The organism is Microbacterium aurantiacum (assembly GCF_021654035.1).
Taxonomy (GTDB): domain Bacteria; phylum Actinomycetota; class Actinomycetes; order Actinomycetales; family Microbacteriaceae; genus Microbacterium; species Microbacterium aurantiacum.
Map to the genome: position 1 here is coordinate 47,548 of NZ_JAJPDW010000003.1, position 16,647 is coordinate 64,194.

At 71.8% G+C, this 16,647-nt stretch carries 15 protein-coding genes; 10 read left to right on the forward strand and 5 right to left on the reverse strand.

Translation table 11 applies throughout. The features are described 5' to 3' along the window. The first annotated feature begins 77 nt into the window (after positions 1-77). On the forward strand, positions 78-1,535 hold the full coding sequence (locus LTL01_RS08565) for an NAD(P)H-quinone dehydrogenase (protein WP_236968239.1): 1,458 nt from the start codon (positions 78-80) through the stop codon (positions 1,533-1,535). A gap of 54 nt (positions 1,536-1,589) precedes the next feature. Here the strand turns inward: LTL01_RS08565 and LTL01_RS08570 are convergent, their stop codons facing one another. Beyond that, positions 1,590-3,356: an acetyl/propionyl/methylcrotonyl-CoA carboxylase subunit alpha gene (locus LTL01_RS08570; RefSeq protein WP_236968240.1), complete on the reverse strand. Its 1,767-nt coding sequence runs from the start codon at positions 3,354-3,356 to the stop codon at positions 1,590-1,592. Positions 3,357-3,537: 181 nt separating this feature from the next. Continuing rightward, the gene (locus LTL01_RS08575) at positions 3,538-4,212 is read right to left on the reverse strand and encodes a Maf family protein (RefSeq protein ID WP_236968241.1); all 675 of its coding nucleotides are present in this window, start codon (positions 4,210-4,212) and stop codon (positions 3,538-3,540) included. 70 nt (positions 4,213-4,282) lie between these two features. Between LTL01_RS08575 and LTL01_RS08580 the strand changes: the two genes are divergently transcribed. The 4 genes from LTL01_RS08580 to LTL01_RS08595 are packed head-to-tail and all read left to right on the forward strand — an operon-like array spanning position 4,283 to position 8,650. After that, on the forward strand, positions 4,283-5,653 hold the full coding sequence (locus tag LTL01_RS08580; RefSeq protein WP_236968242.1) for a class I SAM-dependent RNA methyltransferase: 1,371 nt from the start codon (positions 4,283-4,285) through the stop codon (positions 5,651-5,653). A 9-nt stretch (positions 5,654-5,662) separates the two neighbouring features. Then, positions 5,663-6,352, forward strand: a complete 690-nt coding sequence (locus tag LTL01_RS08585) for a response regulator transcription factor (RefSeq protein ID WP_236968243.1) — start codon at positions 5,663-5,665, stop codon at positions 6,350-6,352. Beyond that, complete coding sequence (locus tag LTL01_RS08590; RefSeq protein WP_236968244.1) at positions 6,342-7,589, forward strand: sensor histidine kinase; 1,248 nt, start codon at positions 6,342-6,344, stop codon at positions 7,587-7,589. Before LTL01_RS08585 ends, LTL01_RS08590 begins: the two co-directional genes overlap by 11 nt. Further along, positions 7,586-8,650 (forward strand): hypothetical protein, encoded by a 1,065-nt coding sequence (locus tag LTL01_RS08595; protein WP_236968245.1) that lies wholly within the window; start codon positions 7,586-7,588, stop codon positions 8,648-8,650. Before LTL01_RS08590 ends, LTL01_RS08595 begins: the two co-directional genes overlap by 4 nt. Positions 8,651-9,055: 405 nt before the next feature. Here LTL01_RS08595 and LTL01_RS08600 read toward each other — a convergent pair whose 3' ends face one another. Together LTL01_RS08600 and LTL01_RS08605 are read right to left on the reverse strand one after the other, a co-directional pair. Beyond that, positions 9,056-9,265 (reverse strand): acyl-CoA carboxylase subunit epsilon, encoded by a 210-nt coding sequence (locus LTL01_RS08600; RefSeq protein WP_236968246.1) that lies wholly within the window; start codon positions 9,263-9,265, stop codon positions 9,056-9,058. Next, a complete protein-coding gene (locus LTL01_RS08605; protein ID WP_236968247.1) occupies positions 9,262-10,851 on the reverse strand; it encodes an acyl-CoA carboxylase subunit beta in 1,590 nt (529 codons plus the stop codon). Before LTL01_RS08605 ends, LTL01_RS08600 begins: the two co-directional genes overlap by 4 nt. Before the next feature lie 122 nt (positions 10,852-10,973). Between LTL01_RS08605 and LTL01_RS08610 the strand changes: the two genes are divergently transcribed. The 3 genes from LTL01_RS08610 (at position 10,974) to LTL01_RS08620 (ending at position 13,694) form a co-directional block, all read left to right on the forward strand. Then, entirely contained in the window at positions 10,974-11,771 is a 798-nt protein-coding gene (locus tag LTL01_RS08610) for a biotin--[acetyl-CoA-carboxylase] ligase (protein ID WP_053547745.1), read from the forward strand. Positions 11,772-11,899: 128 nt separating this feature from the next. Further along, positions 11,900-12,469: a PH domain-containing protein gene (locus LTL01_RS08615; protein ID WP_236968248.1), complete on the forward strand. Its 570-nt coding sequence runs from the start codon at positions 11,900-11,902 to the stop codon at positions 12,467-12,469. An 85-nt stretch (positions 12,470-12,554) separates the two neighbouring features. Then, positions 12,555-13,694, forward strand: coding sequence for a 5-(carboxyamino)imidazole ribonucleotide synthase (locus LTL01_RS08620; RefSeq protein WP_236968249.1), 1,140 nt, complete (start codon positions 12,555-12,557; stop codon positions 13,692-13,694). Positions 13,695-13,713: 19 nt separating this feature from the next. Here the strand turns inward: LTL01_RS08620 and LTL01_RS08625 are convergent, their stop codons facing one another. Further along, positions 13,714-14,556, reverse strand: coding sequence for a nitroreductase family protein (locus LTL01_RS08625; RefSeq protein ID WP_236968250.1), 843 nt, complete (start codon positions 14,554-14,556; stop codon positions 13,714-13,716). 183 nt (positions 14,557-14,739) lie between these two features. Here LTL01_RS08625 and purE point away from each other — a divergent pair, with 183 nt between their 5' ends. Continuing rightward, positions 14,740-15,207 (forward strand): 5-(carboxyamino)imidazole ribonucleotide mutase, encoded by a 468-nt coding sequence (gene purE / locus LTL01_RS08630; RefSeq protein ID WP_236968421.1) that lies wholly within the window; start codon positions 14,740-14,742, stop codon positions 15,205-15,207. Continuing rightward, positions 15,204-16,646, forward strand: coding sequence for an LCP family protein (locus LTL01_RS08635; RefSeq protein WP_372461321.1), 1,443 nt, complete (start codon positions 15,204-15,206; stop codon positions 16,644-16,646). Before purE ends, LTL01_RS08635 begins: the two co-directional genes overlap by 4 nt. Position 16,647 lies beyond the last annotated feature (1 nt).

The window sequence follows — 16,647 nt, forward strand, 5'->3', positions numbered from 1 at the left end:
ACCCCACCTTAGATTCCCGGCGGGGCACCGGGCCACATGGGCGTTCGAGTCGTGAGGGCCGCCCCGGAGGAGACAGAATGGAGGACATGTCTGTGAGCTTCGAGCGCACTCAGCGGGTCGCCATCCTCGGTGGCGGGCCCGGAGGCTACGAGGCGGCGCTGGCTGCCGCCCAGCTCGGAGCCGAGGTGACCGTCGTCGAGCGTGCCGGGATCGGCGGATCCGCCGTCATCACCGACGTCGTCCCGTCGAAGTCGCTGATCGCGACGGCAGACGCCGCCGTCGCGATCGCGGGGGCGAGCGACCTGGGAGTGCAGCTCTACGCCCGCGGCGACGACGGGAAGCCGCTGAAGCCGCAGATCGCGATCAACCTCGCCGCCGTCAACCGACGCCTCCTCGCGCTGGCGCGGCAGCAGTCCGACGACATGCGCGCCTCGCTCGCCGAGGCCGGCGTCCGACTGATCTCCGGCCACGGGCGTCTCGAGGGCGACAACGCCGTCGTGGTGTCCACGGGCCCCGGCGGCACCGACTTCGACCGCGTCGAGGCCGACACCCTGGTCGTGTCGGTCGGCGCCTCCCCGCGCGAGCTGCCGAGCGCCCCGCCGGACGGGGAGCGCATCCTCACCTGGACCCAGCTGTACGACATGAAGGCGCTCCCCGAGCACCTGATCGTCGTCGGCTCCGGGGTCACCGGTGCCGAGTTCGCCGGCGCCTACATGAACCTCGGCTCGAAGGTGACGCTGATCTCCAGCCGCGATCAGGTCCTCCCCGGTGAGGATGCCGATGCCGCCGCCGTCCTCGAGCGCGTGTTCACCCGCGGCGGGATGACGGTTCTGTCGAAGTCCCGCGCCGAGCACGTCCAGCGCCAGGGCGACGGGGTCGTGGTCACCCTCTCCGACGGGCGCACCGTCGAGGGCAGCCACTGCCTCATGGCGGTCGGATCGATCCCCAACACCGCGGGGATCGGTCTGGAGGCCGCCGGCGTCCAGATGACCGAGTCGGGCCACATCCAGGTCAACCGCGCCGCGCGCACCTCGGTGCCGAACATCTACGCCGCCGGCGACTGCACGACCTTCATCCCGCTCGCCTCGGTCGCGTCGATGCAGGGGCGCACGGCGATCTTCCACGCGCTCGGCGACGTCGTGATTCCGCTCGATCGCCGCCGCATCGCGTCGAACATCTTCACCGCGCCCGAGATCGCGACGGTCGGATGGCAGGAGCGCGACATCGACGCCGGCGTCATCGACGGAGTCGTCCACAAGATGCCTCTCGCGGCCAACGCGCGAGCGAAGATGATGAGCATCAAGGACGGCTTCGTCAAGCTCATCGCCCGCCAGGGCTCGGGCACCGTCATCGGCGGCGTCATCGTCGGGCCCCGGGCATCCGAGCTCATCTACCCGATCGCGATCGCCGTCGAACGCCGCCTCACCGTCGATCAGGTCTCGCGGGTATTCGCCGTCTACCCGTCGCTCTCGGGCAGCATCACCGACGCCGCACGGGCCATGCACGTGGTGGATCACACGGTCTACGGGGAGTGATCCCGGGCGCCGCGACACCCCTTCCCGGGGCGCGACGGCGCAGGGAGGGGCGCGTCAGCTGATGGTGAGGAGCTGGTGCCCGGCCGAGACGGTGCTGCCCGGGTCGGCGTTGATCGCCCCGATCTGACCGTCCTTGTGGGCTTGGATGGGCTGCTCCATCTTCATCGCCTCGAGGACGACGACGAGATCGCCCTTGACGACCTGCTGGCCCTCCTCGACGGCGACCTTGACGATCGTCGCCTGCATCGGGGCCTTCACTGCATCACCGGATGCGCCGGCCATGACCGTCGTGGCGTGCGAGCGGCGCGACGGGGGAACGGCGGCGGGGCGGCCCACGGTGCTCGGCGAGACCGCGATGCGGTCGGGGAGGCTGACCTCCAGCCGCTTTCCGCCGACCTCGACGACCACGGTGTGGCGCGCGGCCTCGGCGCCGGGCGCCTCCAGCTCGCCGTCCCACGGTGCGATGTCGTTGACGAACTCGGTCTCGATCCACCGCGTGTAGACGCCGAACGTGCCGTCCTCGGCGGTGAAGGCGGGGTCGCGGACGACCTTGCGGTGGAAGGGCAGCACCGTCGGCATGCCGGCGACCTCGAACTCGTCGAGGGCGCGGCGCGCGCGCTCGAGGGCCTCGTCGCGGTCGCGTCCGGTCACGATGATCTTCGCCAGGAGCGAGTCGAACGCGCCCGAGACGCTGTCGCCGGCGGTCACACCGGAGTCGAGACGGATGCCGGGCCCGCCGAACGTCTTGAAGACGTGGATGGGGCCGGGCTGGGGGAGGAAGCCGCGACCGGCATCCTCTCCGTTGATGCGGAACTCGATCGAGTGGCCGACGGACGCGGGATCGTCGTAGCCGAGCTCCTCGCCCTCGGCGAGGCGGAACTGCTCGCGGACGAGGTCGAGGCCGGTGACCTCCTCCGAGACCGGGTGCTCGACCTGGAGGCGCGTGTTGACCTCGAGGAAGGAGATGGTGCCGTCGGCGCCGATGAGGAACTCGCACGTTCCCGCCCCCTGATAGCCGACCTCGCGGAGGATCGCCTTGGAGGAGTCGTAAAGGATGCGGTTCTGCTCGTCGGTGAGGAACGGCGCGGGGGCCTCCTCGACGAGCTTCTGGTGGCGGCGCTGCAGCGAGCAGTCGCGCGTGGAGACCACGACGACGTTGCCGGCGGCATCCGCGAGGCACTGGGTCTCGACGTGGCGGGGCTTGTCGAGGTACTTCTCCACGAAGCACTCGCCGCGGCCGAACGCCGCGATCGCCTCGCGCGTGGCCGACTCGAACAGCTCGGCGACCTCGCCGAGCTCGCGCGCGACCTTGAGGCCCCGTCCGCCGCCGCCGTACGCGGCCTTGATGGCGATGGGAAGGCCGACCTGCTCGGCGAAGGCGATGACCTCGTCGGCGCCGGCGACCGGGCCGGGGGTTCCCGGGGCGAGCGGCGCGCCGACCTTCTCGGCGACGGCGCGGGCGGTCACCTTGTCGCCGAGGGCCTCGATGGCCTCCGGGGACGGGCCGATCCAGATGAGCCCTGCGTCGATGACCGCGCGGGCGAAGTCGGCGTTCTCAGCGAGGAAGCCGTAGCCGGGGTGCACCGCGTCGGCGCCGGAGCGGCGCGCGACGGAGAGGATCTTCTCGATCGAGAGGTAGGTCTCGGCGCTCGTGGAGCCGTCGAGCGCGTAGGCCTCGTCGGCGAGGCGGGCGTGGAGGGCGTCGCGGTCCTGGTCGGCGTACACGGCGACGGATGCCTTGCCGGCATCGCGAGCGGCACGCATGACGCGGACGGCGATCTCACCGCGGTTGGCGACGAGGACCTTGGCGATCTGAGGCATGGATGTCAGCCTACCCAGGCCGCGGTGCCCCCTTTTGACCAACTCGTACAAGAACCGTGGCGATTCGTGTCACTCCCTCGACAACCCCGCGGGGGACCCGTTCCGTTCACTTGTCGCCTGTTGCGGGTGCGCGGGCGCGCGACCCGCAACAGGCGACAAGTGAACGGGCGCCGGAGGCGGATCAGGGCGCGGGCGCGGTGAGGGAGGGGTCGACGGTGTGCCAGAGGGTCGTCCAGTCGCCGCCGACCTCGCGGATGAGCGACCGCAGCGTCGACACCGACATCCCCACGACCGTCGACGGGTCGCCGTCGATGCGGCGGATGAACGCCCCGCCGAGGCTGTCCACGGTGAACGCGCCGGCGACATGCAGCGGTTCGCCGGTGGCGACGTACGCGTCGATCTCGGCATCCGTGATGTCGTCGGCGAAGGTGACGGATGCCTCGGCCACGGCGTGGACCTCGCGTGACGGCGCGCCCGGCGACACCCGCACGACGGCGTGCCCGGAGTGCAGCACCCCGGTGCGCCCCCGCATCGCGTGCCAGCGGGCCGTGGCGTTCTCCGGCGTGTAGGGCTTGCCGAGGACGGCGCCGTCGATCTCGAACATCGAGTCGCCGCCGATGACGATCCCGTCGAAGTCGGGGATGTCGTCGGCGAGGCGCGCCGCGACGTCGGCGGCCTTGCGCCGCGCGAGGAGCAGGACGTGCTCGTCGGGGGCGAGCTCGCGGCCTTCGCCCGCGGCGACGGCGGCCACCACCGCGTCTTCGTCGACGTCGGGCGCAATGGTCAGCGGACGGATGCCGAACTGCTGCAGCAGCATCAGGCGGGCGGGGGAGGTCGAGGCGAGGCACACGCGCATGCCCCCAGGGTAGGCGTCGCCCTCGCGGGGCGAGCACGTGCCGGGCGAGCGCGTGTGGAACCATCGAAGGATGCAACCCGGTGATCTTCTCGACCTCGACGTCTCCGGCGTCGCCCACGGCGGCGTCTTCGTCGCGCGCCACGAGGGACGCGTCGTGTTCGTCCCCGACACCCTCCCCGGCGAGCGCGTGCGCGTGCGGCTGACCGACACACGCAAGTCGTCGTTCTGGCGCGGCGAGGTGCTCGAGGTCCTGGACGCCGCACCCGAGCGTCGTCCGCACGTGTGGGCGCAGGCCGACGTCGACGTGGCGCCGGAGGACCGCCCGGGGGGCGCCGACTTCGGCCACATCGACCCCGCGCACCAGCGCGAGCTGAAGCACCGGGTGCTCGTGGACGCCCTCGAGCGCATCGGCCGGCTGGATGGCGCATCCCTGGCCGCGGAGCCCGTACGGACGGTGGCCGAGATCCTGGGTCAGGGCGAGGGCGCTGACGATGCGGATGCCGATGCCGACGGCATCCGGTGGCGCACCCGCGTGTCGCTCCACGTCGACGACGCCGGCCGGGTGGGCCCGTACGCCGCCCGCTCCCACCGCGTGATCGAGGTCTCCGAGCTGCCGCTGGCCACGGCGTCGATCGAGCGTGCGGCCCTCGCCCTCCGCGGTGGCAACGCGGGACGCATCGACCTCGTGCAGCCGGCCGACGGACGGGTCCGCATCCTGCACCGGCCCGAGCCGGCCTCCCCGCGGGGTCGCGGTCGGGGGCGGCGGCCGGCGGGCGCGGCATCCGACGGTCCCCGACGCGGTGCCCCCGAAAACGAGACGATCCGCGAGCGCGTCGGCGACCGCGAGTTCCGCGTCGACGCCGGTGGGTTCTGGCAGGTTCACCGCCACGCGGCGGCGACCCTCACCCGTGCCGTCACCGACGCCTTGACGGGCGCCGACGCAGCGCCGGGAGTCGACCCGGACGCGTGGCACCTCGACCTGTATGGCGGTGTGGGGCTCTTCGCCGCCGCGCTCGCCGACATCGGCGGCCCCGCCACGCGCGTGACGAGTGTGGAATCGGATGCCCGGGCCACCGAACACGCGGGGGAGAACCTCGTGGAGTGGATCGGCGCCCGCGCCGAGACCGACCGCGTCGACCGGTGGATCCGACGCCTCCGCGCCGAGGCGTCGCCGGCGGAGCGGGAGCGGCTCCAGCGCGGCGTGGTGCTCCTGGATCCGCCGCGTGCGGGCGCCGGTACGGGCGTCGTGGCCGACATCGCCGCGCTCGAGCCCCGGACGGTCGTCTACGTGGCGTGCGATCCGGTCGCTCTCGCCCGAGACCTCGGGGCGTTCCGGGACGCCGGGTACGAGGCCACGTCGCTGACGCCGATCGACCTCTTCCCGAATTCGCACCACCTCGAGGCGGTCGCGACGCTCTCCCGGAGCGACCCGCGCGGATAGAGTTGCGGCATGACGCGCGTGGCCCTGATCGACGACCACGAATCGGTGCGATTGGGCCTGCAGGGGGCGTGTGCGCGCGCGGACGACCAGCAGGTCGTGTTCTCGGGCAGCACCGTGACGTCCTACCTCGACTGGCGCACCTTCAGCTCCTCCCCGCCCGCCGACGTCGTCGTGCTCGACCTCACCCTCGGTGACGGCACGACCGTCACGGAGAACGTCTCGCGCCTTGTCCGGGACGGCTCGAGCGTCATCATCCACAGCGTCGCCGACCGTCCCGCCGCCGTGCGCGAGGCGCTCGCCGCGGGGGCCGCGGGAGTGGTGAGCAAGTCCTCGCGCATCGACGACGTGATCTGCGCCATCCACACCGTCTCGCGCGGCGAGCAGCTCAACAACGTCGAGTGGGCGAGCGCCGTGGAGGGTGATCGCGACTTCGCCGACGCGCAGCTGTCGGCCCGCGAGCGCGACGTCCTGCGCCTCTACGCCGCGGGACTCCCGCTGAAGGTCGTCGCCGAGCGACTCGGTGTCGCCTACTCGACCGCCAAGGAGAACATCACCCGCATCCGTGTGAAGTACGTCGACGTCGGACGCCCCGCGCCCACGAAGGTCGACCTGCTCCGCCGTGCGATGGAGGACGGCATCGTCTCGCCCACGGGTCTCGAAGTTGAGACCGTGACCACGGGAGGCGACGGTGAGCGCTGAGGCGTCGTCGACCGTCCTCGACAACGCGTGGGGACAGATCCCGTCCTCGCGGGAATCCACGTCCGGCATCGGTTCGTTCACCCGCACCCGGGTCGAGCGCATCATGGCCCTCGTCGCCGGCCTCGGCTCGATGATCCTCGGCGCCCAGGCGCTCGTCAGCGCACTCGGACCGCCGGTGACGCTGCCCGGCTGGGACCTGCCCTACAAGGTCGTCATCTTCGGCACCCTCGCGCTCATGATCGTCGCGTGCCTGTGGGGCAAGGGGGTCCGCGTCGCCGCCGGTACGTTCGCCGTCGTGTACCTGATCGGACTCGCCTTCTGGCCGCTTGCCACGGCGGGGCTGCCGACCGGAACCCGCGACCAGCCCTGGATCTGGTACCTCGTCAACATCGCGACCCTGGCCGCGGTGCTGGCGTTCCCCTTCGCGATCCAGGTCGGCGTGACCCTGTTCGCGCCGATCCTGTACGGGTACGGCCGCCTCATCCAGGGCGACTTCGCCCCGGACTTCTGGTTCGCCGTCGCGCTGGACGCCACGTTCGGCGTCATCCTCGGCGGGGTCATCCTGACCCTCGGCTGGCTGTTCCGCAAGATCGCCGCCAACGTCGACGAGACCCGAACCCGGGCCGTGTCGTCGTACGCCAAGGCGGCGGCATCCGACGCGTCCGAGCAGGAGCGGATGGCGGTCGCCGCCCTCATGCACGACAGCGTGCTCGCGGCGCTCATCGCCGCCGAGCGCGCGGTGACGCCTCGCGAGGGGATTCTCGCCGCGGCCATGGCGCGCGAGGCCCTCACCCGGCTCGCGAACACCGAGCAGGACGCCCACGAGGGCAGCGACGAGCCGCGGGATGCCGAGACCATCGCCGACGACATCGAAGCGGCCGCCATGGAACTCGGCGAGACGCTCAGCGTGCACCGGCGGGTGAATGCCTCGGCCCGCCCGGTTCCGGGGCGCGTGGCGCGGGCGCTCGCGCTCGCCGCCGCGCAAGCCGTGGCGAACGCGCTGCAGCACGCCGACGGGGAAGGACTCGTCGCCGAGCTCGCGGGCGACGACGACGGCATCCGCATCGAAGTCCGTGACGCGGGCGGCGGGTTCGACCTCGGCGCGGTTCCGGCGGATCGCCTGGGAATCCGCGCGTCGATCATCGCGCGCGTCGCCGCCGTCGGCGGCAGCGCCGACATCGACAGCGGCGACTGGGGAACCCTCGTGCGCCTCACCTGGCAGGAGGGGGCGGCATGATCCGGGTCCGTTCGGTCCTGCTGGCGCTGGCCTTCGCGATGACCGCCTACCTTGCCGCGACGGGTCTGTGGTGGCGAGGCCCCGTCGACTACCCCATCCTCGCCGTCGCGACCCTCGTGCTGTACCTCGCCACGACGTGGCTGTGCATCTTCTGGTGGCCCAAGACGGATGCCGCGTCCGGCGGTTCCGAACGCGGCGCCGGAAAGCTCCCCGGCCTCGCGCAGGGGCTCGCGCTCGCCGCCGCGGCGATCGTCCCCACCGCGATCGCGATCGCCGTCGGCGAGGAGAGCCGCCTGCAGTCGTACGGAACCTGGTACCTCGGCGGCATCGGGGCGCTCATGACCGTGGTGATGGCGCGCCGCCGGCCGTGGGCCGCCTGGATCGGCATCGGCATGCTCGCGGCCGGGTCGATGACGTGGATGGGGCCGGCGAACGCTCTGGCGCAGGGACTCGTCGGTTCGGTCGTCTGGGTGCTCGCCGCCCAGCTCCTGGTGCTCTCGATGGACCGCGCAGCCCGCGACACCGATCGTCTCGCGCAGCTGCAGCGCGCAGCATCCGGGTGGCAGGCCTCGCAGCTCGTGCGCCAGCGGGAACGTCGCGTCCAGGTGCAGCGGGCGCTGCAGGTCGCCGGTCCCGTGCTGACGCGCACCGTGGCCTCGGGGGGTGCGCTGACCGAGGACGAACGCCTCGAGGCGCGGCTGGCGGAGGGGCGTCTGCGCGACGAACTGCGCGGTCCGCGGCTGCTCGACGACGACGTCCGCGCCGAGCTGGAGCGGGCGCGCCGGCGGGGTGCAACCGTCACCGTCCTCGACGAGGGGGGCCTGGACGCGCTCGAGGAGCACGAGCTGGCCGCCATCCGCGCGCAGCTGGCCGAGACGCTGCGCTCGGCCGGGTCGGATCGCCTGTACATCCGCACGTCGCCGCACGAGACGGTGGCGGTGACCGTTGTCGGACGCTCGATGCCGTCCGACGGGCGGTCCGCAGGCCCGTCCGACGAGGACGCCGTCGATCTGTGGCGCGAGATCCCGCTCCCCGGGCGCGCTTCCGTCGACGCCCGCTGACCCGCCCCGGCCCCTCCCGCGCCCGGGCCGAACTCCTCCGTTTCGGCGCCCACGCGCGCGTGGGCGCGCGCACACACGCCCTTCCGGCCCGAATCAGAGGAGTTAGGTACGGCGGTACGGCGGTACGGCGGCCGTGCCGCGGCACTCCTCCCCGCCCCGGCGGGGGAGGAGAGTGCCGAGGCGGAGAGAGTGAGAGGAGGCGGGGAGCGGCGAAACGCACGCCCCCCGCCTCACGCGATCCGTTACCCGAAAACAGACCGCATGGCCGAACCCTGGGCATTCGCGAGGCGAAAGCGGGCCGACCGAACGCAGAAGCGTTCCAGCTCCTTCAGTATCCGACGCCTTCGGACGACCTGTCTGTAGGTATTTCGGGGGACAAGACCACGGGTCAGAGTGCCCGCGCGGTCACCACCCGACGCGCGGAAGGGAAGTCCGCAGGCCGCGCTGCGACACCGCCCACGCCGAACGGCAGGGCTCTTCCTCGACCACCGCTGTGGCCGCTTCGGTCGCGTACGCCTCGCTGACCACGGCGATGAGCGCCGCGAGCTCCTCCTCCGTGGGATTGCCGCGGCGCACGTCGATCGTGATGTCCTCGCGGGGGATCTCACCGGTCATAGCGGGATGTTGCCGTGCTTCTTCGGTGGCAGGCTCGCGCGCTTGCCGCGGAGGGCGCGCAGCGCCTTCGCGATCGACACACGGGTCTGCGCGGGCTCGATGATGCCGTCGAGCTCGCCGCGCTCGGCGGCGAGGAAGGGGGAGGCGACGTTGTAGGTGTACTCGTTGGCGAGGCGGGTGCGGACGGCGGCGACGTCCTCACCGGCCTCCTCCGCCTTCTTGATCTCGCCGCGGTAGAGGATGTTCACCGCACCCTGACCGCCCATCACGGCGATCTCGGCGGTCGGCCAGGCGAGGTTCACATCGGCGCCGAGCTGTTTGGAGCCCATCACGATGTACGCGCCGCCGTAGGCCTTGCGGAGGATCACGGTCACGAGCGGGACGGTGGCCTCGGCGTACGCGTAGAGCAACTTCGCGCCGCGGCGGATGACGCCGGTCCACTCCTGGTCGGTGCCGGGAAGGTAGCCGGGAACGTCGACGAGGGTGACGATCGGGATCGAGAACGCGTCGCAGAACCGGACGAAGCGGCTCGCCTTCTCGCCCGCTTCGATGTTGAGCGTTCCGGCCATCTGCGAGGGCTGGTTGGCGATGATGCCGACCGAGCGGCCCTCGATCCGGCCGAAGCCGATGACGATGTTCGGCGCGAAGAGCGGCTGCACCTCGAGGAAGTCCTCGTGGTCGACGATCCCGCGGATGACCTCGTGGATGTCGTACGGCTGGTTGGGCGAGTCGGGGATGATCGTGTTCAGCGCCCGATCGGCATCCGTCGTCTCGAACTCGAATTCGTGCTCGTACAGCGGGATGTCGGACATGTTGTTGTCGGGCAGGAACCCGAGCAGCGTCCGGACGTAGTCCAGCGCGTCGTCTTCGTCCTCGGCGAGGTAGTGGGCGACACCCGACCGGGTGTTGTGCGTGTGCGCGCCGCCGAGCTCTTCCATGCCGACGTCCTCGCCGGTCACGGTCTTGATGACGTCGGGGCCGGTGACGAACATCTGGCTGGTCTTGTCGACCATCACCACGAAGTCCGTCAGCGCGGGGGAGTACACCGCACCGCCGGCGGCGGGCCCCATGATGATCGAGATCTGCGGGATGACACCGGATGCCGCGGTGTTGAGTCGGAAGATCTCGCCGTACTTGCCCAGGGCGACGACGCCCTCCTGGATGCGGGCCCCGCCGGAATCCAGCATGCCGACGATCGGGATGCCGCTGCGCAGGGCGAGTTCCATGACCTTGATGATCTTGTCGCCGGCCACTTCGCCGAGCGATCCGCCGAAGGTGGAGAAGTCCTGCGCGTAGACGGCGACGTTCCGGCCGTGGATGGTCGCGGTGCCGGTGACGACGGAGTCGCCGTAGGGGCGCGAGCGCTCCATGCCGAAGGCGGTCGTGCGGTGGCGCACGTATTCGTCGAGTTCGACGAAGCTGCCCGGGTCGACCAGCAGCGCGATGCGCTCACGGGCCGTCATCTTGCCCTTGGCGTGCTGCTTGTCCTGGGCCGTCTGCTCTGCGTCGACGACCGCTTCCTGGTAGCGCGCGCGAAGGTCGGCGATCTTGCCGGCGGTCGTATGGAGATCGGGCTGGTCGGTCACGGCATCCACCCTATCGGCGGGATGCCCGGCGAGCTTGGAGGGTTCGTACAAAGGACCGGCGGATTCCTCCACCCGCGCGAACCATCGGTTCCCGGCGGAGTATGAGCGCATAGGGTGGCCGCATGCCGATTCCCGCCGAGGGGTACCCGCTCACCGCCGCCGTCAGCCCGCGCGTCCAGGTCGTCGAGAAGACCGACTCCACGAACGCCGACGTCCTGCATCACCTGAAGGAGGAGTCCGCGGAGTGGCCGCACCTCTCGGTGCTGCTGACCACCGATCAGCGTCACGGACGCGGCCGAATGGACCGCTCGTGGACCGCACCCCCCGAGACGGCCCTCGCGGTGTCGGTGGTGCTGCGGGTGCGCGATCTCCCGGTCACCGCGCGCGGCTGGATCCCGCTCCTCGCGGGTGCCGCGATGACGCGCGCCGTCGCCGCGCAGATGCCGTCTGAGGCGCACGCTGTGGGGCTGAAGTGGCCGAACGACGTGCAGGTGGATGGCGGCAAGATCTGCGGCATCCTCGCCGAGGTCGCTCACTCGGATCCGGATGCCGTCGTGGTGGGTGCCGGGGTGAACACCCGCATGGCGGCCGTCGATCTCCCGGTGTCGACGGCGACCTCCTTCGAGGCGCTCGGCCTCGAGTGCGACGACGACCGACTCCTCGCCGACTTCCTCCGCGATCTTGACGAGCAGGTGCAGGCGCTGACGAAGACGGGCGGGAGCGCGGCCGGTGCGAGCCTGCACGAGAAGGTCGAAGAGCTCTGCACGACGATCGGCAGCCGCGTACGCGTGGCCCTTCCCGACGGGTCCGCTCTCGAGGGCGTCGCGACCCGGCTCGACTCGGACGGGCGGCTCCTGGTGCAGCGCGACGACGGATCGGCCACCGCGGTCTCGGCCGGCGACGTCGTCCACGTCCGCTGACCCCCACGTCCGCTGACCGACGTCCGCTGCCCGCGACGTCCGCTGACCCTGCGCGAGCGACGTCTGAGACCCGCCGTCGCCCGCGAGGCGCCGCCGTGTGTCCGCCGGCGTCCCCCACAATGGGAGGCATGACGCAGCCGACGGCCAGCTACGGGGGGCGGCCCCTGATGCCGGCGCCCGGTGCGCCGACGCCGGAGCTGCGCGTCGCGCGCTTCCGTCCGCACGCGCGGCGGCTGGTCTGGTCGGCGCTCGTCGTCATCGCCGTCGCCGGTGCGACCGGGTACTTCTTCGACAATCTCCCTGCGGGTTTCGAGAACTGGATGCTGGTGGCGGCGGCCAGTGCGGTGGTGTTCCTCTTCGCGCTCCTGCCGTTCCTGGCGTGGTGGACGCACGTCTACACGATCACCACGCGGCGCGTCATCGAACGCACCGGGATCGTCGTCGCGCGCCGGCGCGAGCTGAGCCACGTCCGTGGATACACGATCGGCATGCGCCGCGGCATCCTGCAGCGGATGTGGGGTGCGGGCACCCTCACGCTCTCGAACGGGGTGGATGCGCCCCTGCGTCTGGTGAACGTCCCGAGCGCCGCGCTGGTGCACGAGGTGCTCGTGGATCAGGTCGAGGTGAACCAGATCCTCGCGCACCGTGACGCGCAGCCGCTCCCGCCCGGACCGCCTCCGCCCCTCCCTCGCCGCTGACGGTCGAATCCGCTCCGACGGTGCGGAAAGATGGACCCCGGACACGGGCGGCCTCCGGGCGCGCCGAGCATCGAGGAGGTCGGGCATGGTTCTGCGTGTGGGAGTCGTCGGCGGCGGACAGCTGGCGCGCATGATGATCGCCCCGGCGGTCGAGCTGGGCGTCGAGATCCGGGTCCTCGCCGAGGCCGAGGGGATGTCGGCCGCGCTCGCCGCGACCGCGGTGGGCGATTACCGCGAGGTCGAGACCGTTCGCGCGTTCGCCCGCGAGGTCGACGTGCTCACCTTCGATCACGAGCACGTGCCGCACGACGTCCTCGTCGGTCTCGTCGACGCCGGCGTCGCAGTGCACCCGGGACCCGACGCGCTGCGGTTCGCGCAGGACAAGCTGCACATGCGCGCCCGGCTCGCCGAGCTCGGGATGCCGCAGCCGGACTGGGCCGCGGTGTCGGATCGCGCCGGGCTTCAGGACTTCCTCGACGCCCACGGCGGTCGCGCGGTGGTGAAGACCCCGCGCGGCGGGTACGACGGCAAGGGCGTCCGCGTCGTATCGGCCGCGACCGAGGCCGACGACTGGTTCACGGCGCTCGCCGAGGATGCCCGCGGCGGCGATCTCCTCGTCGAGGAGCTCGTCGATTTCTCACGGGAGCTCGCCCAGCAGGTGGCGCGGCGCCCGTCCGGTGACGTGGCCGTGTACCCGGTCGTCGAGACGATCCAGCGCGGCGGCGTGTGCGCGGAGGTCCTCGCCCCGGCGCCCCACGCCGGAGAGCGGATGTCGCAGGTCGCCGCCCGCGTCGGCGTCGACATCGCCGAAGGCCTGGGTGTCACCGGCATGCTCGCGGTCGAGCTGTTCGAGACCACCGACGACCGCATCCTCGTCAACGAGCTGGCGATGCGCCCGCACAACAGCGGCCACTGGTCGCAGGACGGTGCGGTGACCGGTCAGTTCGAGCAGCACCTGCGCGCGGTCCTGGACCTGCCGCTCGGCGCGACCGATCCGATCGCGCCGTGGTCGGTGATGGTGAACATCCTCGGCGGCCCCCGTGAAGGAGGACTCGTCGAACGTTTCCCGGCGGCGATGCGCGAGCATCCGACGGCGAAGGTCCACACTTACGGCAAGGACCCGCGTCCGGGCCGCAAGGTCGGGCATGTCACGGCGATCGGCGCCGACCTCGACGACGTCGCCTACCAGGCGCGGGCGGCGGCGTCCCACTTCCTCGACGACTGACCGCCGACGCGCCCCCCGCTCAGCGGGAGGGGAGCCCGCGCGCCTCGAGCCACGCGCGCATCGGCTCGCGCCCGTGGAGGCCGGCGACGCGGCTCACGCGTCCGACGACCGCTCGCACCCAGCCGGATGCCCGGCCCTGGGTGGCGTTGTACGCCGCGAGTTCGCGCTCGTAGGCCTCGACATCCGTCGGCGCCACGGGCCGGTAGGCCTCCACGCCGTGGACGACGTGCGGGGCGAGACGCGGCTTGATGCCGGCGCGGTCGGTCGGGTCGGGATGCCCGACCGCGACGCCGAACGCAACGACGGCGCGCGGGGGGAGCCCCGCAATCTCCGCCGTGACCTCGGGGTGGTTGCGGAGCGACCCGAGATAGCAGGTGCCGAGCCCGAGGGCCTCGGCGGCGACGACGGCGTTCTGTGCGGCGAGGGCGGCGTCCACGAAGCCCACGAGGGTCGACTCGAGGTAGTCCGCGGCCTCCGCAGGCTCGCCGTGCTGGTCGGCGATCGCCGCCGCGCGCGCCCAGTCGGCGACGAACAGGAGGATCACCGGGGCATCCGCCACGAACGACGACCCGCCCGCCTCGTGAACCAGCCGGGTCCGGGCGGTCTCATCGCGGATCTCCACGACGCTCCACACCTGGTTGTTCGACGACGTCGCGGCCGACTGCGCAGCGGCCACGAGAGCGGTGACCGTCTCGGGCGTCACCGGCTCGGTGGTGAACCGGCGGACGGAGCGGTGCTGGAGCAGCTGCGCGAGCACCGGCGAATCCAGGAGGGCGGCCTCGGTCAGCGCGGGAGCGGCGTCGCCGTAGCGGGCGCGCAGCAGGGCGTTCACGTCGGTGTCAGTGGTGGTGGCCGGGGTCACGGGCGCTCCTGCGATCGGGGGATGGGACGGGGCACTCGACGGGCCAACGCCGCCGCGGGTCGGATTCTTCCCCGGGTTCGCCGGTCTTCCGCGCCGTTGCGGGGATTGTCCAGCCTCTCGCCCTAGCCTTGACGGGTGACCCGGCCGCTGCACTCTTCCGACGAGCCGCTGGTCGGCGTCGTCATGGGATCCGATTCCGACTGGCGCGTGATGAGCGATGCCTCGCAGATCCTCACCGATCTCGGCATCCGTCACGAGGTGGAGGTGGTCTCGGCCCATCGCACGCCCGACAAGCTCATGTCGTACGGCCGTTCGGCGCGCGCCCGTGGGCTGAAGGCGATCATCGCCGGTGCCGGAGGTGCGGCGCACCTTCCGGGCATGCTCGCCTCGGTCACCCCGCTGCCCGTCATCGGCGTGCCCGTGCAGCTGGCGACGCTGGACGGTCTCGACTCGCTCCTCAGCATCGTGCAGATGCCCGCCGGCATCCCGGTGGCCACCGTGTCGATCAACGGCGCGAAGAACGCCGGTCTCCTCGCCGCGCGCGTCCTCGGCGCGGTCGATCCCGCGGTCGCCGACGCGCTCGAGGACTACGCCCGATCGCTGGAAGCGCAGGTCGAGGAGAAGAACCGGCGGCTCAAGGAGTCCCTGTGAGCGTCGCCGACATCACGCGCCCGCGCGCCGGGGCGTCCCGCACGCGCCTCATCCAGGAGCGCCCGATGCGCTTCCCTGACACCCGTTCGCGCGCGCTGATGTCGCGCCGCGGCTGGTGGCTCGTGGGGCTTAACTTCCTCATCCCCGGCTCGGCGCAGGCCGTTGCGGGCGGACGCCGCCTCGCGCGTATCGGTCTCGGTGCGACCCTCGCGATGTGGCTGCTCGTCATCGTCGGCGTCGTCACGGCGGCCCTGTGGCCCGGCGTCCTCTTCGTCCTCGGCACGAACCCCTTCTTCCTCCTGGCCGCGCAGGTGCTGCTCGCCGGCTACGCCCTCCTGTGGGCGGTCCTCACCGTCGACACGCTGCGGCTCGTCCGCCTCGTGAAGACCGCCCCGTTCGCGCGGGTGGGGATCGCCGTCCTCGCCATCGTCCTCCTCGTCGTCTCGGGGGGCACCGCCGCGTACGGCGCGACGCTCGCCGGGACCACGCGCACGACGCTCGGCGACATCTTCGGGCAGAGCGGTCCGGTCGTCCCGCCGTCGAACGGCTACTACAACATCCTCCTGCTGGGCGCCGACTCCGGTGAGGGGCGCGACTCCATGCGCTTCGACAGCATCTCGGTCGTCTCGGTCAACGCCGAGACCGGCGCGACGACGATCACCGGCATCCCGCGGGACATGCCGAACTTCCCGTTCGCTCCCGGCCCGATGCAGGACAAGTACCCGAACGGACACGAGGGTTTCGCGCACCCGACCTGCGGATGGGGGAGCGGCGTCAACCAGCTCCGTACCGAGGTCGAGGTCTGCCAGGACGGCTCGCTGCTGTATCCGGATGCCGCCGACAACGGCTCCGCGCCGGCGATCGAGGCGACGAAGGATGCCGCGGAAGGCATCCTCGGCATCGAGATCCCCTACTACGTCTTCGTCGACATGCACGGTTTCGCGTCGCTCGTCGACGCCCTCGGCGGCGTCGAGATTGATGTCGCCGAGCGTCTGCCCAAGGGTGGCGGCCCGGCCTATGACGGCCAGCCCGTAGACGAGTGGGCGATCGGCTGGATCGAACCGGGCCTGCAGCGCATGGATGGCGACACCGCGCAGTGGTACGCCCGCTCGCGCTACACCACGAGCGACTTCGACCGTATGGAGCGCCAGCGCATCCTCCAGCAGGCGATCCTGGCTCAGTTCACCCCGCAGACGGTGCTCGCGAACTTCCAGCAGCTGGCCGTCGCCGGGGCGGATCTCGTCGAGACCGACATCCCCGACGCGCTGCTGCCGACGCTGTCGGAGCTGGCGCTGAAGGCGCGGGAGCTGCCGGTCACGACCATCGAGCTGACGCCCCAGGGTGGCATCGACGAGTACAACCCGGACTACCCCTACATCCGCGAGCTGATCCAGCAGGCGCTGTATCCCCCGACCCCGACCCCGACGCCGGAGGGCTGAG